Source organism: Rhodopseudomonas palustris (genome assembly GCF_003226555.1).
Lineage (GTDB): Bacteria > Pseudomonadota > Alphaproteobacteria > Rhizobiales > Xanthobacteraceae > Rhodopseudomonas > Rhodopseudomonas palustris_I.
Genome location: NZ_QKQS01000023.1, coordinates 171,510 through 194,251 on the forward strand (window position 1 = coordinate 171,510; position 22,742 = coordinate 194,251).

Consider the following 22,742-nt stretch of genomic DNA (forward strand, 5'->3'; position numbering starts at 1 on the left):
TCGCGGCACACGGGCGCCGCCAAACGATCTGTTGCGACAACGAGAAATACCATTGAGCGTTCCGCGCGACCGGGTGCGACCAATGTTCCGTCAGATGCCGTACGAATCCTTAGTCCGAAATGGGAGGCGTCGTTGCACGACGGATTCGGCGACTGCGTCTTTCATTCGAGACCCGGAAGACGCGACGGGAAGGAACCAATCCCGCCGCAGCGCATCAGAACCAAGTGTGCAGCGCGCACGACGTCGTCACAGCATTCGAGGCTCCGTTGTTCCAGCGTGCGATCTCCGACCTCTCCGCCCGGCTGAATGTCATGCCACCCTGGCTCACGGTGACGCTGATCGTCACCGCCGTCGCAGTCGTCGCGCTGCTCTTGCATCGGCTGGTGTATGCGCTGCTCGAACGCAGGCTGAAGCGCTCGCAGCGGTTCGCGTGGCTGCTGATCCTGCAGAAATCCCGCGGCCCCTCGGCGCTGGCCGTGATCCTATTCGCGGCCGTCGCGGTGCTGCGGCTGATGCCGCTAGAAGCCGGCCTCGCCCAAACCCTGATTCGCATTCTGCAGATCACAGTGATCGCACTGCTGACTTGGATCGCAACGCGCGTGACCGACATTTTCGGCGCGGTGTATTTGCGCAGCTTCCAGAAGGACACCACGGACGACTTCACCGCCCGCAAGCAGGTGACTCAGATCCGCATCCTGAAACGCGCCGCCGCCACCGTCATCACGGTGATCGGCGTCGCCGCGGCGCTGATGACGTTCGAATCCGTCAGGCAATACGGCGTCAGCCTGTTCGCCTCCGCCGGCGTCGCCGGCCTCGCGATCGGTCTCGCGGCGCGCCCTTTGCTGTCGAGCATGATCGCCGGCATCCAGATCGCGCTGACCCAGCCGATCCGGCTACAGGACGTGGTGATCGTCGAGGGCGAATACGGCACGGTCGAGGAAATCACCTCGACCTACGTGGTCATCAAGCTGTGGGACTGGCGGCGGATGGTGATTCCGCTCAGCTATTTTATCGAAAAGCCGTTTCAGAACTGGACGCGCGACAGCGCTGAGCTGATCGGCGCGGTCACGTTCAACGTCGACTATTCTGCCGATGTCGAGCGAATTCGGAGCAAGCTGGAGCAGATCGTCCAGGATCATCCGCTGTGGGACAAAAAGGTCGTCAACCTGCAGGTGATCGACGCCACCGAACGGTCGATCCAATTGCGTGCGCTGGTCAGCGCCGCAACCGCATCGACGCTGTGGGACCTTCGCTGTGCGGTTCGCGAGCAGCTGATCACCTTTGTGCGAGATGATATGGCGCGGGCGCTGCCGCGCAGCCGGCAACAGGTAGTGGAAACCAAGCCGGTCGCGATTCGCGCGGCCGATGCCGGGGTCAGCATCTCGGCGATTCCGCAGCATGCCGCGGAGTGATTCGCGGCGTTCTTGAATTCACCTCGGCCCCCGGCGCGAATCGGCGTTTCCCCGCGCCACGCAGAAACGGCCTGACGCATCGCGCCCGGTGGTGTAAACAGCCTGCGGACCACAAGGGGAGATCGGCCGCAGATGCAGCGTACCAAAGCAGCCCTCAAATATCTCGGCCTCGGAATCGCCGTGACCGTGATGCTCGGGCTGGCGATCGCGCCGTTCTCAAAGCGGCTGATCGAACAATGGTCGCGCAACGACGTCGAGGCGCGCTCGCGGCTTGTCTACAACGCGGTGCAATCCCAAGTGGTCACCGCGATGACCGAGCACGACGACGTACAACTCTCCTTGTTGTTCAGCGCCATTGCACTCGATCAGCGTATTCTGGCGGTCGGCCTGTGCGCGCCGCAGGGCCGGCTGGTCGCACCGACCAAAATGATGCCCTCGACCTTCTCGTGCGAGAAGGTCGCCCGCTCGGACACAGAAAGCTTCTCGACGATCGCGATCGACGGCCACCGCATCATGGTCGGCGCGTTTCCGATCTCGCACGGGAACGCGAAATCCTATCTGGTCATTCTGCACGATCTGAGCTTCATCGACAAACGCTCCGGCGAGGCGCGCGCCTTTATCATCGCGGCGCTGCTCGGCGTCGCCGTCGCGATGGCGGGCGGCGCGATCATCTTCGTGCTCGTGACGCTGCGCGGCTGGATGGAATCGCTGCGCCGCGCCGTCGAGGACGTCCGCACCGGGACCAGCTCGCTCGCGGCGGCTCGCGACCAGAGCGCGATCGATCTGCAGATCAAGAAGCTGCTCAGCGAGGTCGAGGTCGGCCGCAGCGCGATCAATGCGACGCAGATCGAATGGTCACCGACCACGCTGCAGCAATTGCTGCGCGACTCGCTGCCCGAAGCCGAGGTGCTGATCGTCTCCAACCGCGAGCCCTACATCCACAACCGCGACGGCGACACCGTTTCGGTTCAGGTCCCGGCGAGTGGCCTAGTGTCGGCGCTAGAACCGGTGATCCGCGCCTGCGGCGGGACTTGGATCGCGCACGGCAGCGGCAGCGCGGATCGCGAAACGGTCGATCGCCACGACCGGATCGAGGTTCCGCCGGATCGCCCCGCCTACAGCCTGCGCCGGATCTGGATCACCGACGAGGAGCAGGAAGGCTTCTATTACGGCTTCGCCAATGAGGGGCTCTGGCCGTTGTGCCACATCGCCTTCGTGCGCCCGACCTTCCGCGAGAACGACTGGCGCCTGTATCAGGCGATCAACGAGCGGTTCGCCGATGCCGTGGTGCAGGAGGCCAAGACCGAAGATCCGATCGTGCTGGTGCAGGACTATCACTTCGCGCTGGCGCCGCGGATGATCCGCAACAAGCTGCCGAAGGCGACGATCATCACCTTCTGGCACATCCCGTGGCCGAACGCCGAGACCTTCAGCATCTGTCCATGGAAGGAGCAGATCATCGACGGCATGCTCGGCTCGACCATCCTCGGCTTCCATACCCAATTCCACTGCAACAATTTCTTCGAGACCGTTGACCGCTTCATCGAAAGCCGGATCGATCGCGAGCACGCCACCGTCACGCTCCGCGGCCACGAGACCATGGTCCGTGCCTACCCGATCTCGATCGAATGGCCGCCGGCTGCGCTCGAAGGCCAGCCACCGGTCGACGTCTGCCGCACGGACGTGCGCGAGGCGCTCGGCCTCGCAGCGGACACCCGGCTCGCGGTCGGAATCGAGCGGTTCGACTACACCAAGGGCATTCTCGACCGGATGCGCGCCGTCGACGATCTGCTCAGCCGCGAGCCGCACTGGAGAGGCAAACTGGTGTTCGTCCAGGTCGCAGCGCCGACTCGCAGCAAGCTGTCGAGCTATTCGTCGCTGCAGGACGATGCGGTCGCGCTTGCCGACGAGATCAACGCGCGCCATGGCTCGGCGGACTACACGCCGATCCGGCTGCTGATCCGCCATCACGGCGCCGCCGAAGTGTTCAAGCTGTTCCGCGCCGCCGATTGCTGCGTCGTCTCGAGCCTTCACGACGGCATGAACCTGGTCGCCAAGGAATTCGCCGCCGCGCGCGACGACGAGCGCGGCGTGCTGGTGCTGTCGAGCTTTACCGGCGCCTCGCGCGAGCTGGCCGCAGCCTTGATCGTCAACCCGTATCACCTGCACGAGATGGCCACCGCGCTCGACACCGCGCTGCGGATGCCGGACCGCGAGCAGCAGGAGCGGATGCGGGCGATGCGCCAGCAGATTAGGGAGTGGAACGTGTATCGCTGGGCCGCGCGAATGCTGATCGACGCCGCGGCGTCCCGTCGCCGCCAGCGCATCTTCGACCTCGCCGCAGACGCGCGCTAAGATGCCTTGAGCGAGCTTCTGGGCCCTTCGGCGATCATGTCGACGAAGGCCCGGTGCCTGGTTCGAATATCGCTGAGGTCGCTCGGCGACCCGACGTCCCGTTCGGCGTCGCGCATCACCAGATCGGCGTGCTTGCGCACCGCCTCCATCCGCGCCGGGTCACGCTCGCAGCTCACCACCCAGGTCATCACTTCGATCATGCGGATCAGCACCGAAGGCTTGCCCGCGGCGTTCTGACGGATCATGTGAAACATCGCGCCGACCAGTTCGTCGTAGCGGACATGCGGCACCACCAGCACAGTGCGATCATCCTTGACCGCCACCCCGGTCTGCAGCCGCAGCGGTTTCATCTCGCACAGCGCCGAACCGAGCCGGTCAAGCACGCTGATCGCGGTGTGAGGATCATTGATACCGGGCGACAACGCGCGCACGCCGACCTCGACGAGTTGCCGGACCGCAAAGAGTAGATCGGTGGACGTGGAACGCTGTGGGCTCAGCGCGGTGGCGGCACGGATCGCTTCGGCAGCGCCGTCGCGCGGCGGGCTGATCATCGCGATCGGGGCACCGGGAAACACGTAATCCCCCGGACGCACCAGCATCTTGATCGCGGCGTCATTTTCACAAGCCCAAGTTGCGAGCCCATCCTCATCGAATTGATTCAGGTAACCGCGGCGATCGTCCGTAACCGGCTCGGCGTCGCGCCAGAACTCCGGCGGCGGCGGAGCCGACTCGCGATCCTCGGTCGCCAGCGTCCGCATCACGTCGCGGACGTCCTCGCTGACCAGGCCGACCACCGTGTCGACATTGATCCGCCCCGACATATGGCCGACGAAATACACCAAGGTGGCCACACAGACGAAGGCGAGCGCGATGCCTGCGCTGACCGCAAGATGTGGAATGAACGCGCCCTCGTCCGGCATTCGGACGCTGCGTAGCACCACCAAGGCGTAGCAGAACGTTCCGAGGAAAATGCCGAGCGTGATCTGATTACCGCGGTCGCGGGTAAAGTTGCGTAGCAGGCGCGGTCCCATTTGCCCCGCGGCGAGCGACAGCGCCGCAATGGTGATCGAGAAGACGGTGCCGGCCACTCCGATGGTCGAGGAGGCGACCGCCCCAAGCAGGGTGCGCGCGCCGGTGGCGCCGCCATTGTAAATCCAGCCGTTCAGCCACTCGGGCACGAGCTCCTGGCTGTCGACCACCACCAGGCCCCGAGCCCCGACGATGCCGACAATCACCAACAACGCCGGCAACAGCCAGAACGATTCGGCAAGATCGTTGATCAGTTTGCGAAGGCGTGCGGTCACTCCGGCTCCTCATCTTGAGCCCCGCCCGCAGCGAACGGCTCGGGAGCACAAGCCGAGGCCACCGAAAAAGTTCCAGATCGGGAACGCCACGTCAGCGCGCGCTGGACGTGATCAGCCGAGGTGACGACCGAAGGGCGGAGCCTCGCCGCTCGCTGCGAACGACCGCAGCCAATAACGCCAGACCCGCCGCAGCGGCCCCCAATGCGACGCCGGCACGCAGCAGCGTCGGATTGAACGGAAACGCCGCCGCAGAAGAGCGTCGGTCAAACCGGCCATGCGCGCCCGGATCGCCCGGTCCGGCGGCGAACAGATTGTCGGCGCGGTTCGGATCGTCCGGCTCGTCGCCGGTCTCGTTACCAACCCCGGCCTTTGCGAGGATCCGATCGACCACCGAAGGCATCAGCATTTGACCCAGGATCGCCTTCACGGCCGAGGAACCGACCCAATATTCGCGCGGCGCGTGCTCGGCGGCGCGGACAACAGCGGCGGCGATCGCTTCGGGCTGATAGATCGGCGCCACCGGCGCCGGTTTGTGTTGGAATTTGTTGCGGGCCCAATCGAACTGCGGCGTGTTGACCGCCGGCAGATGCACCATGGTGAGAGTGATCGCGCTGTTCTCGGCTTCCAGCTCGCTACGCAGTGAATCGATGAAGCCGCGCGTCGCTGCCTTGGCGGCGCAATACGGTGCCTGGAACGGGATCGAGCGATACGCCAGCGCCGAGCCGATCGAGATGATGGCGCCGCGATCGCGCGGGCGCATGTGGCGCAGCGCCGCCAGTGTGCCGTGCACCTGACCGAGATAACTCACGCGCGTGACCTGGAGAAACTCCTCCGGCGACAGGTCGACGCTCGCGCCATAGACAGTCACCATCGCGTTGTTGATCCATAGATCAATCGGCCCAAGCTCGGCCTCGACCCGCGCCGCAGCGGCCACCATTGCCTGCGCATCGGCGACATCGGCTTCAATCACCAGCGCCTCGCCGCCGAGACGCACGATCTCCCGCCGGGTACTGTCCAGGCCCTCGCGCCCCCGCGCGATCAGGGCCACCTTGCAACCGCGTCGGCCGAACGCGACCGCGACCGAACGGCCGACCCCTGCGCTGGCGCCGGTCACCACGACGGTTTCAATGAACTCGCGCTTAGTCATAACAATCCCTTTGCTGAAACAACGAAGGCGTTTGCACCCTCAACGCGGCCGTTGCGCTTCCGTTTGCTCGACGCCAGATGAATTCTCGGTCATCCGACCCAAGGCAAACGAAACGAGGGACGGGCTAGAGCCGTCCCTCGTGAGAACCAGGCAAATGCGAGAAGTTCGGCTCAGCCCTTGGCAATCGGCACGGCGACGAAGCGCGCCGCCGAGTCCGCTGTCTTCACGCGCATCAGGACGCTCTTCTTGCCGTCCTTGCTGGCGGCGGCCAGCGCGCTGCGGACATCGCCGGTGTTCGACACCGACTTTCCGCCGACCGCGAGGATCACGTCGCCAGTATGCACGCCTTTGTCGGCGGCCGGACCGTCCGGATCGACGGCGGTGACGACCACACCGTTCTGACCGGCGCCGTCGACATCGCTCGCCGGCGCGACACGCAGGCCAAGATAGGGCTGGCCGGCACCGTGAGCGCCACCGTTGTCGGCGACCTTCTGATGATCGCCGGGCATCTCGGCGAGGGTGAGATCGATCGTCTTGGATTGGCCGTTGTGCAGCACGTCGAGCTTGACCGAGGACCCCGGCGCCATCGTGCTGATGGTCCGTGCCAGTTCACGCGAGTCCTTGACCTCCTTGCCGTTGACCGCGGCAATCACGTCGCCGGCCTTGATCCCAGCTTTCGCGGCGGGGCTGCCGTCCTGCGGACTGTCGACCAGCGCACCGCGCGCCTGCTTCATGCCGAGGCTGTCGGCGATCTCGGCCGTGACCGGCTGCACCTGGACGCCGAGCCAGCCGCGGGTGACGTAACCGTTGTCCTTGAGCTGAGCCACCACGAGTTTCGCGGTGGCGGCCGGAATGTCGAAGCCGATGCCGACCGAACCGCCAGACGGCGAGTAGATCGCGGTGTTGACGCCGATCACGTTGCCGTTGGTATCGAACGCAGGTCCGCCGGAATTGCCCTTGTTGATCGGTGCGTCGATCTGCACGTAGTCGTCATAGGGGCCGGAGCCGATATCACGGCCGCGCGCCGAGACTATGCCGGCCGTCACTGTGCCGCCGAGGCCGAACGGATTGCCGACCGCGACCACCCAGTCGCCGACCCGCGCCGGCGCATCGGCGAAGTGGACGTGCGGAAAGTCGGTCTTGCCGTCGACCTTGATCAGAGCCAGATCGGTCTTGGGATCGGTGCCGACCACTTTGGCGGTGTAGATGGTGCCATCATCGGTCGTGACCTGCACCGACTTGGCATGGTCGACAACATGATTGTTGGTGACCGCGTAACCGTCCGCGGTAATGAAGAAGCCGGAGCCTTCGCCGGTGATAGTCTGGTGCCGTTTCGGCATGCCGTTAGGACCACCGAATCCGAACTGACGCTCAAACTGCTGGAAGCCGGGCGGCAGCTGCATCTGCTCGCCGTCGTCGCGCACCAGCGGGGTGGTCTGACGATCCTCGTCGATCTTGACCCGCACCGAGATCACTGCAGGCTTCACCTTGGCGACCAGATCGCCGAACCCCGCCGGCGCCGGCGTGCCGCTCTCGGCCGCATAGGCGGGCGAACCAAACGACGGCATCTCGCGGGTGAGAAATCCGGCGCCGCCGAGCGCAACCACCATGCTCAAGCCCGCAACGGAGGCCAACAGCGAGAGCCGCCGTGGCCTCAAGACTTTGCGGATGTGAGCATCGTTCTGCACTGATACGTGGTCGATGTGGTCGCCTTCCATGACATGGTCTCCATCTGGTCGATCGTGAATGTGAAACGATGAGACCGAATATAGGAGAGCGACCTTACGGCGAGCTGTGCCGGAAATTAACGTTCAGCAAGATGGTATCACGCAAACGCGAGCCACCGGTCCGTTCGCTGCTGCGGAAGGAGCCGGCGGCGCGGAGAACAGGACCGCCTTCGCGTATCAGCGCCGCTTCATCGAAACGGAGATTTGGCGGACGTCATTGCCTTGCGGCACGATCGTCACCGATTGCGACGCGCCGCGGGTAGCGACCGACAGCGACGCGCTGAAGCCCGGCCCGCTTACTTGCGCCGAGATCCCGCCGCCGCGCGCCGTGCCCGAGACGTTGCCGGTGACGTTGCGCGTCGCCTCGCTCCAGGTGCCGGAAATGCGACCGCCGCTCTCTTCAACGTTACTGGAGATGTCGAACTTGTAGCTGGCGCTGGCGCAAGTGAGCTTCTGCTGCATCAGCCGCCCGCCGCCGCCGACCGCATACGACGCTCGGCAGCGGATCCGTTCGGCTGTACCGTCCGACATCTGCACCCGCCCCGACCCCGCCCAGTAGCCGGCCAAACTGTCGAACGCGCCGGCAGCGAGGCCCGCGGTCGGCGCGAGCAGCAGCGTACCGGCAAAACCGGCGGCGAAAACGGGAGCGGCGAGACGAACGGTCATGACTGGCCTCCGGATGGGCAAACGACAGCATGCGGCGCAGAGCCCCGCCGCGCGGGTCTGGCACAACGATTCTGCCTGCAATCGGTTTCATCGGCCTGCGGGCCGCACCGATCATCCCAGCAGCAGCGCAATCAACGTCCCGACGACCACGCCGGCACAGGCGCTCGACAGCACGAACACCGAGCCCCACAACAGAAAATAGCCAATCACCGCGCCGAGCGTCTTGTCGAGATGATCGCCATACATCCAGAACGACGCCGCGAATGCAACCAGCAGGAGGCTGGCGATCGCAACCCTGAGCCAAAGGGCCCGGCGCGAGGCACGGGCAACGAACCACGCGCCCCATCCGATGGCGACGGCAAGCACAAGCCAAGCGATGATCAAGCGAACGGCCATGACAGTTTCCAGAGTACAGAGGACGGCCTACGCCGTGGAGTCGACGAACGGATGACGGATCGCCGCCGCGGCGGATTTCCATTACATTATCAGGGTGCACGCGTCCTCGCCCGGTCGTGGACCTTACGGAATTACCCTGCCGCCGATGTGATGGTGAATGGCTCCCCTTCCTGATTCCGATCCGCGCGAGCCCTCGCCGCTGTTTCAGGGCCGCGGGCTGACCAAGCGATTCGGCCGCTTCGTCGCTAACGAGGCGATCGATCTCGATATCGCGGCCGGGGAGATTCACGCGCTGCTCGGCGAGAACGGCGCCGGCAAATCGACGCTGGTGAAGCTGATCACCGGGTTGCTGCAGCCGGACGATGGCCAGATGCGCTGGCGCGGCACTGCTGTCACCTTCGCTGGCCCAGCGCAGGCTCGCGCCTGCGGCATCGCCGCGGTGTCGCAGCACTTCGCACTATTCGACAACCTCACGGTCGCCGAGAACGTCGCGCTCGGGCTCGATCGCCGGGTCTCGGTCGGTAAGCTGGCTGCCGAGTTGGAGCAGATCTCGCGGCGCTACGGCCTGCCGCTCGATCCCAAACGCGAGGTGTGGCGTCTGTCGGTCGGCGAACGACAGCGGATCGAAATCGTCCGCGCGCTGCTGCAGGATCCGCAGCTTCTGATCCTCGACGAGCCGACCGCGGTGCTGACGCCTGCGGAAGCCGGCCGGTTGTTCGAGGTGCTGGAGCGCCTGAAAGCCGACGGCCGGGCGCTGCTGTACATCTCGCACAAGCTCGACGAGGTGAAGCGCCTCGCCGGGATCGCCACCATTCTGCGTGCCGGCCGCGTCGTCGGCCGCTGCGATCCGCGCCGGGAGACTGCCGCAGCGCTGGCAAGGATGATGGTCGGCAGCGACGTGATCGCACCAAAACAATCCAGACACGCGATCGGGGCTCCGCTACTCAGCGTCGCCAAACTGACGCTGTCCCCCGACGATCCGCACGGCGTGACGCTGCGCGACCTTTCCCTTGAAGTGCGGAGCGGCGAGATCGTCGGCATCGCCGGCGTCGCCGGTAATGGTCAGGATGAATTGTTCGCAACACTGTCGGGCGAAACGTCGATCGCGCAGGCGGACGCTATCACGATGGCTGGCGAAGCCGTCGGCGGTCTCTCGATCAACCGACGGCGCCGGCTCGGCGCCGCGTTCGTGCCGGAGCAGCGGCTCGGCCACGCCACCGTGCCGACGATGAGCCTATCCGACAATGCATTGCTGAGCGGACACGCAACCGGCGGACTGGTGCGATACGGCCTGATCGATCGCGGTGCTACGCGGGCGCTGGTCGACCGCGTCACTGAAGCGTTCGACGTGCGCAAAGCCAGCCGCGATCCCGAAGCGGCGCGGCTGTCTGGCGGCAATCTGCAGAAATTCATCGTCGGCCGCGAGATCCTGCGGCAGCCGAAGCTGCTGATCGTCGATCAGCCCAGTTGGGGGCTGGATGCCGGCGCCGCCAGCGCGATCCGCCAGGCCCTGCTCGACCTCGCAGCGTGCGGCGCCGCGGTGCTGGTGATCAGCCAGGATCTCGACGAGCTGATCGAGATCGCCGACCGGATCGCGGTGATGTTTCGCGGCCGGCTGTCGCCGCCGCGTCCCGTCAGCGAGATCGGCCGCGATCAGCTCGGACTGTTGATGGGCGGCAGCGTATGGCCGACCACGGAGGCGCACGATGGCGCTGGTGCTTGAGAGGCGCATCGAGCGATCGGCGGCGATCGCGCTCGCCTCACCGCTGCTGGCGATCGCGCTGACGCTGCTGACCCTGACGCTCGTGTTTGGGGCGCTCGGCAAAAATCCCGGTGCGGCGCTGGCAGTGTATTTCATCACGCCGCTGACCGACGGCTATTCGCTGCAGGAAATCGCCGTGAAGGCCTCGCCGTTGGTGATGATCGCGGTCGGTCTGGCGCTGTGCTACCGCGCCAACGTCTGGAACATCGGCGCCGAGGGGCAATTGCTGATCGGCGCGATCGCCGGCAGCGGACTGGCGGTGATGACGCAAGGCACTCATCCCGGCCCCTGGCTGCTGCCGGCGATGCTGCTGGCGGGGGCGGCGGCCGGGGCCGCCTACGCGCTGATCCCCGCGCTGTGCAAAGTGAAATTCGGCGCGTCCGAAATCTTGATCAGCCTGATGCTGGTCTATGTCGCCGGACTGCTGCTCGATTATCTGGTGCGTGGGCCGTGGCGCGACCCCGCCGGCTTCAACTTTCCAACCACCGCCGAATTCGATTCCGTTGCGACGGTGCCGCTGCTGATCGCCGGCAGCCGCGTTCATGCCGGCCTGATCCTGACGCTGATTGCGGTCGCTGCCGCAGCCGTGCTGCTCGGGCGGACGTTGAAGGGCTTCGAGATCCGCGTGGTCGGCACCGCGCCGCGCGCGGCGCGGTTCGCCGGCTTCAAGGCCGATCGCGTGGTGCTGACGAGCTTCGCGATCTCCGGCGCGCTGGCCGGCCTCGCTGGCATTCTTGAAGTCGCCGGACCGATCGGCCATCTGCAGCCGGACATCTCGCCGGGCTACGGCTTCACTGCGATCATCGTGGCGTTTCTCGGCCGGCTCAATCCGCTCGGCATTCTCGCCAGCGGACTTTTCCTCGCGCTGACCTTCATCGGCGGCGAGCAGGCGCAGATCACGCTGAAACTGCCGCAGGACATGACCGGCGTGATCCAAGGCATCCTGCTGTTCTACGTGCTCGCTTGCGATTCGCTGATTCTGTACCGGCTCCGCTGGCGTGCACCGCAACGAAAGGCGCTTGATGGGCCTCATTGAAGCGATCCTGCTGTCGATCGTCACCGCCTCGACGCCGCTGCTGCTGGCGGCGAGCGGTGAGCTGATCGCCGAGCGCGCCGGCGTGCTCAATCTCGGCGTCGAAGGCATGATGCTAATCGGCGCGGTATGCGGTTTCGCCGGCGCCTGGGCAACCGGCTCGACTGCGATCGGTGCGCTGTACGGGATCGCAGCCGGTGTCGCGCTCGCAGCACTGTTCGCAGCGGCCGCAATCGGACTCGCAATCAATCAGGTCGCGGCCGGCCTGGCGCTGACGATCCTCGGCACCGGTCTTGCGGGCCTGATCGGCACGCCGCTGGTCGGCGAGACCATCACCGCCGCTCCGCATCTGTGGCTGCCATGGCTCACCGACCTGCCTTTGGTCGGCAAGCTGCTGTTCGGTGAGGACGCCCTGGTCTATCTGGCGATCGGGCTGATCGCGGGCATCGCCTACGTGCTCACCCGCACCCGGACGGGGCTGATCCTGCGCGCGGTCGGTGACGATCCGGCCTCGGCGCATGCGCTCGGCTACAACGTCGCGGCGATCCGAACGCTGGCGGTGCTGTTCGGCGGTGGCTGCGCGGGGCTCGCCGGCGCCTATCTGACGCTGGCCTACACGCCGTTCTACGCCGCCGGCATGACGGCGGGCCGCGGCTGGATTGCCCTGGCACTGGTGGTATTCGCCTCGTGGCGGCCGGGCCGGCTGGTGGCCGGCGCCGTGTTGTTCGGCGCGGTGTCGATTCTGCAACTGCACGCCCAGGCGTTCGGCCTCGGCGTGCCATCGCAACTCATGTCAGCTCTGCCCTATCTTGCCACGGTCCTGGTGTTGGTGCTGATCTCGCGCGTCCGCCGCGGCGGCTCGGTGGCGCCGGCGGCGCTCGGAACCGGGTTCGTGCCGGAGCGCTAAAGACGAGATCCGAGGGCCGCGCGGCGGGGGCGCGGGGCTCGCATAGGACGATCCCCGAACGATGAAGCGGAGAATCGGATGAACAAGGCGATCATGGCGGCGGCGCTGGTGCTGACGGCGAGCTGCGCGGCACTTTCGGCAGCCAACGCCCAGGACAAGCCGGAAGGCAAGCCGGGGACCAAGCCGGACAAGCTGAAGATCGGCTTCGTCTATGTCGGACCGGTCAGCGACTTCGGCTGGTCGTATCAGCACGATCAGGCGCGCCAGGCGATCGTCAAGGAATTCGGCGATCGCGTCGAGACCACCTTCCTCGAAAAGGTCGGCGAAGGTCCGGACGCCGAACGCTCGATCGAACAGCTTGCCCGCGCCGGCAACAAGCTGATCTTCGCCACCTCGTTCGGCTACATGGATTCGGTGATCAAGGTCGCCAAGAAATATCCGGACGTGAAGTTCGAGCACGCCACCGGCTACAAGCGAGAACCGAACGTCTCGACCTATGCCGGGCGGTTTTACGAAGGCCGCACCATCCAGGGCACGATCGCGGCGAAGATCTCCAAGAAGGGCGTGCTCGGCTATATCGGCTCGTTCCCCGTGCCCGAAGTGATCTCCGGCATCAATGCCACCATGCTGGCGGCGCAGAAGATTAACCCGAACATCAAGGTCAAGATCGTCTGGGTGAACTCCTGGTTCAATCCCGGCAAGGAGGCCGATGCCGCCAAAGCGCTGATCGACCAGGGCGCCGACGTCATCATGCAGCACACCGACAGCGCCGCGGCGATGCAGATCGCCAACGAGCGCGGCATCCACGCCTTCGGCCAGGATTCCGACATGATCAAATTCGGACCGAAGGCTCAGCTCACCGCCATCGTCAACAACTGGACGCCGTACTACATCTCGCGCGTTAAAGCAGTGATGGACGGCAAATGGGCGTCGCAGGACGTGTGGGAGGGGCTGAAGGACAAGATGATTCAGATGGCGCCCTACACCAACATGCCGGACGACGTGAAGCAGCTCGCCGCCGACACCGAAGCAGGCATCATCGCCGGCACCATCAAGCCGTTCGCCTGCCCGATCCTCGATCAGGACGGCAAGGAGGTCGAATGCAAAGGCGGCGACCACCTCGACGACGGCCAGATCCGCGGCATGAATTTCTACGTCAAAGGCATCGACGACAAACTTCCGGGGAAGTGAGTCAGATACTCACCGCGGGTGAGGAGAGCAGGGCCTGTCCCCGATCCTGACGTCATACGCGGGCTTGACCCGCGTATCCATCGCAAGCGAAAGCGCGCCTGCTGAATGCGCCACTGTTGCGAAGAGGATAGATTGCGGGTTCAAGCCCAGCCATGACTCCTGATGGCGAAGCATCAGATCGCGGGCCCGGCGAGATCAATGCAGCCGCGGCGCCTTGAGAAATTTAGCGCGGTCGGAGGAATGCAGCACCACGTCGAAGGTAGCACCGCCGCTGAACAGCGTCAGCGGCACCTCGACGCCGGCGGTGCCGAGCCCCCAAACCTTGCGGTAGAACTCGGCTTCGCTTCGCACCTTTTCGCCGGCGACGGCGAGAATCACGTCGCCGGTCTTCAGCTCGGCGCGCGCCGCCGGCCCCTTCGGCGCGATCCCGACCACCACGACCTTGTCCTCGATCTCGGTGGAATACAGCCCGAGCCACGGCCGCACAGGCTTGTTGGGACGGCCGAACTTGCGCATGTCGTCGAGAATCGGCGGCAACAGATCGATCGGCACGCTCATATTGTAGTGATCATTCGAGCCGCTGCGCTCGATCTGCAGCGAGCCGACGCCGATCAGTTCTCCGGTCGCCGACAACAATGCGGTGCCGCCCCAATTCGGATGCGACGGCTCGGTGAAAATTGCATCGTCGAGCAGATACTCCCAGTAGCCGGCGAACTCCTGGCGCGCAGCGATGCGGCCGGCGACCGAGCGGGTGCGGCCACCGACGCCGCCAATGATGACGCGCTCGCCCGATTTGGCGAAGGCGGAGCGGCCGAGCTGCAGCGATGGCAGATCGATCGGGCCAAGCGCCTGCACCAGACCGAAACCGCTCTCCTGATCGAAGCCGAGCGCATGACCTTCGACGACGCGGCCGTCACCAAGATGCAGCCACACCGTTTCGGCTTCGGTGATCAGATAGCCGATCGTCAGCACCAAGCCGTCGTCGATCAGCACGCCATTGCCGGCGCGCTCAGTGCCGAGCGTACCGGCCGTGTAAGCGTCCGCCGGAATGATCGCATGCAGCCCGACCACCGCGGACAGCGCGCGGTCGAGATCGAAGCCGAAATCGGCCGAGCGTGGCCGGATCGCGGCCGGGACGTTCCATTCGGGGAGCGAAGGCATCCGGCGTCTCCTGTTGCGCAACACCGCGTGCAACCGGAAATATCGGGGGCTGCTCGGCGATTTGCAAGCCGGCGTCACAGTGCCGCGGGTGACGCAGCCGAGACGCCGGCCGCTTCGGGCTCAGCCTTCCTTATGGACGCCCGAGCCCTCGACGATCTTGCGCCAGCTTTCGGTCTCCGCCGCCAGCATTGCACCGAACTGCTTGGCATCGCCGTGCAGCTCGATCGCGCCGAGGTCGACGATCCGCTGTTTGATCGCGGGCTGGTCCAGTGCCGCACTGATCTCGCGGTTGAGCAGATCCACCACCTGCTGCGGTGTGCCGTGCGGCACGCCGACCCCGTAGAACGAGCTGGTGTCGTAGCCGGGCAGCGTGTCGGCAATCGGCGGCACCTGCGGCAGCACTGCCGAGCGCTCGCGGCTGGTGACGCCGAGCGCGCGAATCTTGCCGGCCTGCGCCAGCGCGAACGACGAGGTGACGTTGTCGAACATCGCCTGGATCTGGCCGCTCATCAGATCGGTCAGGCCGGGAGCCGAGCCACGATACGGCACATGCACCATCTCGATGCCGGCCATCGACTTGAACAACTCACCCGACAGATGCAGCGAAGTGCCGATCCCGGACGAGCCGACGCTGATCTTGCCCGGATGCGCCTTGGCATAGGCGATGAACGACGCAGGCTCACTCGGCGACGGATCCGATAAGTTGTCGTTAATTGCGACGCTTCATACTCGCGGGCGAGCACCGACAGCGCCCATTGCGTGTCCCACCGGTACCACGGGCCTGCCGCCCGACAAGGTTAACGAGACCTTTTCGGAGAAAAGCGCGACCCAAGGCTGAACCTGATGACCGATTTTGCCTTTGCGCCGCGCGTCGCCGCCCATTCCGCCAATCCCCCGCGCCTCAAAGCGCTGCAACTCGGCCTGCTCTGGCTGGTCGGCGCCAGCGGTGCGATCGTGTTCATCGAACCGAGCCCCTATGAGATCGCCATCGTGCTGGCGCTGGCGGTGTTCGCCGCCACCGGCGGACTTCGCATGGCTCCAGCGCTGATCGTCCCGATTGGCCTGCTGCTCGGAATCGAGCTCGGCTACAGCATCGGTGCAGCCGAACTGATGGGCGATCCCATCGTCCTAAATTGGATCCTGACGTCCTGGTACATGGCGGTGACCGCGGTGTTCTTCGCCATGGTGTGCCTGCAGGACACTCAGGAACGCGCCCAGGCGATAGCCCACGGCTACATGATCGGCGGAATCATCGCGGCGCTCGCGGGTATCGTGGGCTACTTCAATCTGCTGCCGGGCGGCTACGATCTGCTGACCTTCGTCGGCCGTGCGCGCGGCACCTTCAAGGACCCGAACGTGCTCGGCGCGTTCCTGATTTTTCCGGCGATCTACAGCCTGCAGCGGGCGATCGAAGGCTCGTTCTGGACCATGATCCGCAATGGCATTGCGTTCGGCATCATCTCGCTCGCGATCTTTTTGGCATTCTCGCGTGCCGCCTGGGGCATGCTGGCGGGCGCCTCGCTGCTGACCGTGGCATTGATGTTCATCACCGCACCGACACAGCAGCGTCGATTGCGAATCGTCATTCTTGCGGCACTCGCGCTCGGCGTGCTCGGCGCCACAATTGCGGTGTTGCTGTCGTTCGACCAGATCGACGCGCTGTTCAAAGAGCGCGCCAGTCTGGCACAGCCCTACGACAGCGGTCGGTTCGGCCGGTTCGGCCGGCACCTGCTCGGCGCAGCGATGGCGCTAGACTACCCGACCGGGATTGGGCCCCTGCAATTCCGCCGGTTTTTCCCGGAAGACACCCACAACTCGTTTTTGAATGCGTTCATGTCAGGGGGTTGGATCAGCGGCACGTTGTATCCGGCTCTGGTGTTCATCACCGCGGCTTATGGGCTGCGCCACGTCTTCGTGCGCACGCCGTGGCAGCGGATCACCATCGTGGTGGTGACTGCCATGGTGGTAACGCTGATGGAGAGCTTCATCATCGACACCGACCATTGGCGGCATTATTTCATGCTGCTGGGCTTGACGTGGAGCCTGGCGATCGCCAGCACTCGGCTGCGCAATCAACGACCGGTCGCGTCTGCCCCGAGCTGACCGCCGCACCGCCCCCAAAAAGATTGATCGGACGCCGTATGGACCAACGCCACATCCTCGTCACCGGCGGCGCCGGTTATATCGGTAGCCATATGACCCTGGCGCTGCTCGAAGCCGGCGAACGCCCGCTGGTGATCGACAATCTCTCCACCGGCTCGCGCGCGGTGGTACCGGCGGGGGTGCCGCTGTTCGAAGGTAATGTCGGCGACGCCGAGTTCGTCGGCCGGATCATGGACGCGCATCCGATCGAGGCGATCATTCATTTCGCCGCCAGCATCGTGGTGCCGGAATCCGTCACCAAGCCGCTCGCCTACTACGGCAACAACACCGCCAATGCCCGCACGCTGCTCGACTGCGCAATCAAGCGCGGCGTGCCGCACATGGTGTTCTCCTCGACAGCGGCGGTGTATGGCGAGCCAGAGCGGACGCCGGTCGAAGAGGATGACCCGACCAAGCCGATCAACCCATACGGCCGTTCCAAGCTGATGGTGGAGTGGATGCTGGCCGACGTCGCGCAGGCCCATCCATTCAGCTACGCGGCCCTACGCTACTTCAACGTCGCCGGCGCCGATCCGCAAGGCCGCACCGGACAATCGACACCGAACGCCACCCATCTGATCAAGGTGGCGGTGGAAGCCGCGCTCGGCAAGCGGCCCGGGCTCGACATCTACGGCACGGATTATCCGACGACCGACGGCTCCTGTATCCGCGACTACGTCCATGTGTCCGATCTCGCGCAGGCCCATCTCGACGCGCTGCGCTATCTGCGTGACGGCAAGCCGAGCATTACCTGCAATATCGGCTATGCGAACGGTTACTCCGTGCTCGAGGTGATCGAGGTGGTGAAACGAGTGTCGGGCGTCGATTTCGAGGTGCGGATCAAGGGCCGCCGCGCCGGCGATCCGGCGGCGCTGATCGCCTCCAATCAGCGCGCGCTTTCGGCGCTGAACTGGACGCCGCACCACGACGACCTGGAGCAGATCGTGCGTGACGCGCTCGCCTGGGAGCGTCGTCTCGGCTGAGAACGGAACCGTTAAGCTGTCTCAACCCGGCACGCCGCGCCAAATCGGCACATCCCCGAGCGTTTGCTGGACAGCTGCCGCAGCCTTTCTGCGATCGCGGTGATGGCACCTTAACCACTTTACCCTGTTGGGCGAAGGCGGTTGGTCAAAGGTTGCTTCCATTGCTCGAATGATCGAATGTTCTGCCGCAAAGTCGATCGACCTGAGTGGTCGTGAGGAAGTGGAATGTCCAACGCGCTAGATAACGGCGACAAGCCGGCTGCGACGACCAGCGCCGAACGGCGGGGGGCGGATCGCAGGAAAGCTGCGTTCTGGATTCCATTCGACCGGCATCTGCCGCATGGCGAGCGCCGCGTCTCCGGCGACAGGCGACGCGAGCGGTTCGGGCAATGGCCGCGCGTGCTGCTGGGCGGCCTTCCGATCGTGGTGAGCGATCAATCCGAAACCGCGCGGATGATGGTCGATGAAGCACTGCTGCGTCGCGGATTGTGGCGCTATCCGGCCTACATGACTTCGGCGAACGGCGAAGTGACCTATCGCTGCGCGGTCGACGCGACCGAGCGAGAGCTGGTGATGGAGGCCGACGCGATTCACGCCGACGGCATGCCGTTGGTGTTCGTCTCGCGGTTCCGCTGCGGCCAGTCGCTGCCAGAGCGTGTCGCCACCACCGATCTGTTCCACGAGGTCGCGCGCGAGGCATGCAAGCGCGGCGCAACGATGTACATGCTCGGCGCCAATGAAGCCTCCAACAGGCTCGCGGTCGAGCGCGTGCAGCGCCGCTATCCGGGACTGCGCCTGGTCGGGCATCGCCACGGCTACTTCGCCGACGAGGCGGAGGAAATCGCGGTATGTCGCGAGATCGGCGCGCTGGCGCCGGACATCCTGTGGGTGTCGATGGGCGTGCCGCGCGAGCAAGCTTTCGTGGTTCGGAACCGCCACCGCTTGACCACCATCGGCGTGATCAAAACCTCGGGCGGCCTGTTCGACTTCCTTTCGGGCTCGAAACCACGCGCGCCGCAATGGATGCAGAAGATCGGCATGGAATGGCTGTGGCGCATGGCGCTGGAGCCTCGCCGGCTCGGCCTGCGCTATCTGAAGACTAACCCTTACGCGATGTATCTGCTGCTGACCCGGTCGCGCTGAAGTCGCGCGATCCGCTCAGCGCGGACGCATCAGCGTTTCGATCACCCCGGCATCGAGACGGCCGGTGCGCGGATCAGTCAGGCCGAACCCCTGATCGAGTTCCCAGTAAGTCCACCCCCAGCAATTGGCTTCGGCCGAATCCACCACCGACTCCAGCCAGCGCAGCCGGCTGTCGCGGGGCGCCGCCTGTTTGAACACGCCGAACTCGTTGATGATCAGCGGTCGTGCGTAACGCTCCTGCCAGGCGACGGCGGGAATGAGCTGACGCGCCACGTAGCTTGGCGAGCCAGCTTGTGCGATCGCCTTGTCGAGGTCTTGCAGCGCCTTGTCGTCGCCGCGTGCGGTCAGTTCGCTGCGCAGCCGCACCACAGCCGGATCGTCCGCGACCAATGGGAAGGGCAGATCGTGAATCCGGCTGAGCGGATTGGCCGGATCCCAATGGCCCTGATGGGTAAACACCATCGGATCGTAGAAGTGCAGCGCATAGACCACGTTGCGATCGGCCAGCGGCTGGAATTGCGGCAACGAGTCGGCGCGCTGCCAATAGGTCGGGCCGACGATCAACGTGGTTTGCGGCAGCTGGCCGCGCACGAAGGTCGCGAGCTGTTCGGCCTCGCGCTGCCAACGATCCGGCGCGATATCCGGCTCGTTCAGCAATTCGGCGAACACCCGCTTGACCGGATGCTTCCGGATCACCCTTGCGAGACCACCCCAAGCATCGATCATTGCGGCCATCGAGGATTTCGGGTCGTCGCGGTGCAGCCGGCCGAACCCTTCTCCGGGATGAAGATCGACCGAAACGTGAAAGCCCAGGCCGATCAGTTCGGTGAGCGCCGCATCGATGCCGGCAAGCTGCCGCTCAATGGTGGCCTGCGGACTGAAGGCATGCATCACTAGATCGCCGGCGACCGGAAGCCGGATATGGGTGAATCCCGCCCTGCGCACTGCGCGCAACAGCTCCGGACTAGGTCCCTGCAGGCGCGCATTTTCGGTCCAGTTCGACACGTTGACGCCGCGCGCCAACGCCGCGATTGTCTGCGCAGGGACGCCGGATGCCGGCCCGCTACACCGGCCCTGCGCATCGGCTTGTGCCGCAAAGAGAAGCGGCATCATCAAGATGATGACACGCGCGATCACGCTTGCGGCCGCCACCTGACGGTCACCGATCAGCTCGCCAGCCGCGCGGCGCTCGTCGCCGCGGCGGAAGCCTGATGGGCGCTGGCCCTATTGATGACGACGCCGACGGGCGTCCGGCCGCGACGGGACAACAACGCCTGCGCTTCCAGCGCAGCGCCTGCTTCGGTCACGGTGCGATCGACCACCAGCAAGCTGAGATCGGCATGCGCGGCGATCTCAGCAACCTCCGGCTGTTGGTCTAGCGCGGGCGCGTCGATCAAGATCAAATCGAACTCGCTGCGCACGTCGCTTTGAGCCGATGCATCCGGCACCGGACCGATCAGTCGCAACACCGACGGAATCGTTGTCTTGAGCACCCGCACCTGCGCGCCAGAACTGGGCTCGCTCCGGCCCGCCGGCGCGGTCCGCGACTGCCCGGCAACCTCGATCACCACGCTGAGCAGGCCACGGTCGATTGCGATCGCGTTCAGCGCGCGGGCCACCGAGCTCTTGCCGGCGCCGGCATTTACCGATGTCACCAGCACCACCTTGCCACGTTGCGACGGCTTGACGCCGACCGCATCGAGCAGCCCGATCACATAGTGATCGAGCCGCCGCTCCCCGCCCAGCATCGCCAACTTACCGCCGAGGGTGCGCACCCCGGCCAGATCGGGAATCCGCGCCACGATCGGAAGACTGGCATCATCGGCGGCAGGCTTCGTGTCCTTTGCAGGTACAGGTACTGGTGTCGGTGCCGGCATCGCTTCGGCCGGCGCAGCTGCCGTCGCATCGTCCGGCGGATTGGAATCGTCGGCCGGCGCGGCACGCTGCGCCATCGACGCCATGATTGCAGTGATCGCGATCGACACCAGAACCGAAGCCACCGCGATCGCGGCGATCAGCACCAGCAGCGGCGGGCGCGTCGGCCGGGTCGGCGGCGTTGCGAACGACGCCACCTTGGTCTGGGTCGCCTGCAGCAAGCGTTGCTGATTGGTGGCGTTGTAGCGCTCCAGGAACTGCTCGTAGATGGCGCGGTTGGCGTTGGCCTCGCGCTGCAGCTCCTTGAGCTTCACCGAGGCTTGATCATCGCCGAGCATCTCGCTCTCGAGCGATTTCAATTGCTGCTCCAGCGCCTTCTGCTGATCAAGCATGGCCTGGTAGTCGGATTTGGCACTGGCGAGATTGCGCTTGCGCTCGGCCTCGATCTGGCGATTGAGCTCGGCGAGCTGATTGTAGGCGATCACCAGTTCCGGATGGCGATCACCCAGCACGGCCCGTTTCTGGGCGATCTGGTCGTTGAGCTGGGTGCGCTGTGTCCGCAACACGCTGACTAGGTCCGATTTCGAGCCGGTCGAGCCGTCGACATCGGACTTCAGATCGCGCTGTGCCTGTTCATAGCGGTTCTTCGCTTCCTCGGTTCGCAGCCGCGCCGCGGAGACCTGCTGCGTCAATTCGGTGACGCGAAGCTGGCGCGTCGTGCTCTCGCGACCAGCATCGACGATGCGGTATTGCGTCTTGAACGCCGCCACCGCATCTTCTGACGCCCGCAGGGTCTGGTTCAGCGTCTTCAGCCGGTTGTTCAGCCATGCTGCGGCTTCGTCGGCCGCAATGGTGCGGACCTTGGTCTGGCTGGCGACGAAAGCCTCGGCGACCGCATTGGCGTAATACGCCGCGCGCTGCGGGTCCTTCGCCACAAAAGTCATTTCGATGACGTAAGTCAGGCCGCGTCGTGCGATCTCGAGGTGCTTGCGGAACCGGTCCAGCACTCGAGCCGGATCGGTCTCGCTGCCGGCGATTTCGCGATCCTCGGCGACCTTCAGCTTCTCGACCAGCGGCTTGAGGAAGCCGTCCGACTTGGCAATCTCGATCAGACTCTGCAGCGCGGCGGCGTCTTGGCCGATGCCAGGCAGAACTTCCTGATCAGTGGTGACGCGCTGCTCACGCGGATCGACGATCACCAGCGCGGTAGCTGCATAACGTATCGGCACCAGCCATAGGCCGAGCATGCCGAGCACGAACAGCACGCCGGCCAGCGCGGCAATCCGCTTCAGATTTTCACGGAGGAACTTAGTGACGACGGCGGGCGTCAGCTTGGCTTTGATCAAGTCGCTACGGCCACTCGGAAGCTGATCCGGATCTTCCCAAATGTCCGCAGTCGGACGCGTGACGGGGATCGCCTTGTCCCGACCTGGTTGGCTACCCGACATACGCACACTCCACACGAACCGGCCCGCTCGCCACACCGCCAAAGTAAATATCTACGGTTAATCCGTGGTTACTCCAGGGCAACCGGGCGG

Annotated in this window: 18 protein-coding genes; 9 read left to right on the forward strand and 9 right to left on the reverse strand. The window is 65.2% G+C overall.

Annotated elements, in window-relative coordinates; translation table 11 throughout:
• Positions 1–311: 311 nt before the first annotated feature.
• Positions 312–1,412, forward strand: coding sequence for a mechanosensitive ion channel family protein (locus tag DNX69_RS13400; RefSeq protein WP_110787613.1), 1,101 nt, complete (start codon positions 312–314; stop codon positions 1,410–1,412).
• Between the two features lie 132 nt (positions 1,413–1,544).
• Complete coding sequence (locus DNX69_RS13405) at positions 1,545–3,767, forward strand: alpha,alpha-trehalose-phosphate synthase (UDP-forming) (protein ID WP_110786479.1); 2,223 nt, start codon at positions 1,545–1,547, stop codon at positions 3,765–3,767.
• On the opposite strand, the gene DNX69_RS13410 is transcribed toward DNX69_RS13405, so the two are convergent.
• From DNX69_RS13410 to DNX69_RS13430, 5 genes are all read right to left on the reverse strand, one after another.
• Positions 3,764–5,071: a DUF2254 domain-containing protein gene (locus DNX69_RS13410; protein ID WP_110786480.1), complete on the reverse strand. Its 1,308-nt coding sequence runs from the start codon at positions 5,069–5,071 to the stop codon at positions 3,764–3,766. The genes DNX69_RS13405 and DNX69_RS13410 overlap by 4 nt on opposite strands.
• 91 nt (positions 5,072–5,162) lie before the next feature.
• Complete coding sequence (locus DNX69_RS13415) at positions 5,163–6,218, reverse strand: SDR family oxidoreductase (protein WP_110786481.1); 1,056 nt, start codon at positions 6,216–6,218, stop codon at positions 5,163–5,165.
• A gap of 170 nt (positions 6,219–6,388) precedes the next feature.
• Complete coding sequence (locus DNX69_RS13420; RefSeq protein ID WP_110786482.1) at positions 6,389–7,936, reverse strand: Do family serine endopeptidase; 1,548 nt, start codon at positions 7,934–7,936, stop codon at positions 6,389–6,391.
• 186 nt (positions 7,937–8,122) lie between these two features.
• On the reverse strand, positions 8,123–8,611 hold the full coding sequence (locus tag DNX69_RS13425) for a hypothetical protein (protein WP_110786483.1): 489 nt from the start codon (positions 8,609–8,611) through the stop codon (positions 8,123–8,125).
• Positions 8,612–8,722: 111 nt separating this feature from the next.
• Positions 8,723–8,995, reverse strand: coding sequence for a hypothetical protein (locus DNX69_RS13430; RefSeq protein WP_234826968.1), 273 nt, complete (start codon positions 8,993–8,995; stop codon positions 8,723–8,725).
• Between the two features lie 169 nt (positions 8,996–9,164).
• Between DNX69_RS13430 and DNX69_RS13435 the strand changes: the two genes are divergently transcribed.
• The 4 genes from DNX69_RS13435 to DNX69_RS13450 all read left to right on the forward strand — a co-directional run bounded on the left by DNX69_RS13435 (position 9,165) and on the right by DNX69_RS13450 (position 13,900).
• Positions 9,165–10,730, forward strand: a complete 1,566-nt coding sequence (locus DNX69_RS13435; RefSeq protein WP_110786485.1) for an ABC transporter ATP-binding protein — start codon at positions 9,165–9,167, stop codon at positions 10,728–10,730.
• Entirely contained in the window at positions 10,714–11,805 is a 1,092-nt protein-coding gene (locus DNX69_RS13440; RefSeq protein WP_110786486.1) for an ABC transporter permease, read from the forward strand. The genes DNX69_RS13435 and DNX69_RS13440 overlap by 17 nt, the downstream gene beginning before the upstream one ends.
• The gene (locus DNX69_RS13445; RefSeq protein WP_110786487.1) at positions 11,792–12,709 is read left to right on the forward strand and encodes an ABC transporter permease; all 918 of its coding nucleotides are present in this window, start codon (positions 11,792–11,794) and stop codon (positions 12,707–12,709) included. The genes DNX69_RS13440 and DNX69_RS13445 overlap by 14 nt, the downstream gene beginning before the upstream one ends.
• Positions 12,710–12,787: 78 nt before the next feature.
• Complete coding sequence (locus tag DNX69_RS13450) at positions 12,788–13,900, forward strand: BMP family ABC transporter substrate-binding protein (protein WP_110786488.1); 1,113 nt, start codon at positions 12,788–12,790, stop codon at positions 13,898–13,900.
• Between the two features lie 195 nt (positions 13,901–14,095).
• On the opposite strand, the gene DNX69_RS13455 is transcribed toward DNX69_RS13450, so the two are convergent.
• Both DNX69_RS13455 and DNX69_RS13460 read right to left on the reverse strand, forming a co-directional pair.
• Positions 14,096–15,061 carry a S1C family serine protease gene (locus tag DNX69_RS13455; protein ID WP_110786489.1) on the reverse strand — a complete coding sequence of 322 codons (966 nt, stop codon included), beginning with the start codon at positions 15,059–15,061 and terminating at the stop codon, positions 14,096–14,098.
• 120 nt (positions 15,062–15,181) lie between these two features.
• Positions 15,182–15,775 (reverse strand): Bug family tripartite tricarboxylate transporter substrate binding protein, encoded by a 594-nt coding sequence (locus tag DNX69_RS13460; protein WP_349626984.1) that lies wholly within the window; start codon positions 15,773–15,775, stop codon positions 15,182–15,184.
• Between the two features lie 129 nt (positions 15,776–15,904).
• Between DNX69_RS13460 and DNX69_RS13465 the strand changes: the two genes are divergently transcribed.
• From DNX69_RS13465 to DNX69_RS13475, 3 genes are all read left to right on the forward strand, one after another.
• Complete coding sequence (locus tag DNX69_RS13465) at positions 15,905–17,164, forward strand: O-antigen ligase family protein (protein ID WP_110786490.1); 1,260 nt, start codon at positions 15,905–15,907, stop codon at positions 17,162–17,164.
• Between the two features lie 38 nt (positions 17,165–17,202).
• A complete protein-coding gene (gene galE / locus DNX69_RS13470) occupies positions 17,203–18,186 on the forward strand; it encodes a UDP-glucose 4-epimerase GalE (protein WP_110786491.1) in 984 nt (327 codons plus the stop codon).
• Between the two features lie 225 nt (positions 18,187–18,411).
• Positions 18,412–19,329, forward strand: coding sequence for a WecB/TagA/CpsF family glycosyltransferase (locus DNX69_RS13475; protein ID WP_110786492.1), 918 nt, complete (start codon positions 18,412–18,414; stop codon positions 19,327–19,329).
• A gap of 15 nt (positions 19,330–19,344) precedes the next feature.
• On the opposite strand, the gene DNX69_RS13480 is transcribed toward DNX69_RS13475, so the two are convergent.
• Together DNX69_RS13480 and DNX69_RS13485 are read right to left on the reverse strand one after the other, a co-directional pair.
• Positions 19,345–20,481 carry a glycoside hydrolase family 5 protein gene (locus DNX69_RS13480; protein WP_234826969.1) on the reverse strand — a complete coding sequence of 379 codons (1,137 nt, stop codon included), beginning with the start codon at positions 20,479–20,481 and terminating at the stop codon, positions 19,345–19,347.
• Positions 20,482–20,495: 14 nt separating this feature from the next.
• A complete protein-coding gene (locus DNX69_RS13485; RefSeq protein WP_110786493.1) occupies positions 20,496–22,652 on the reverse strand; it encodes a GumC family protein in 2,157 nt (718 codons plus the stop codon).
• Positions 22,653–22,742 lie beyond the last annotated feature (90 nt).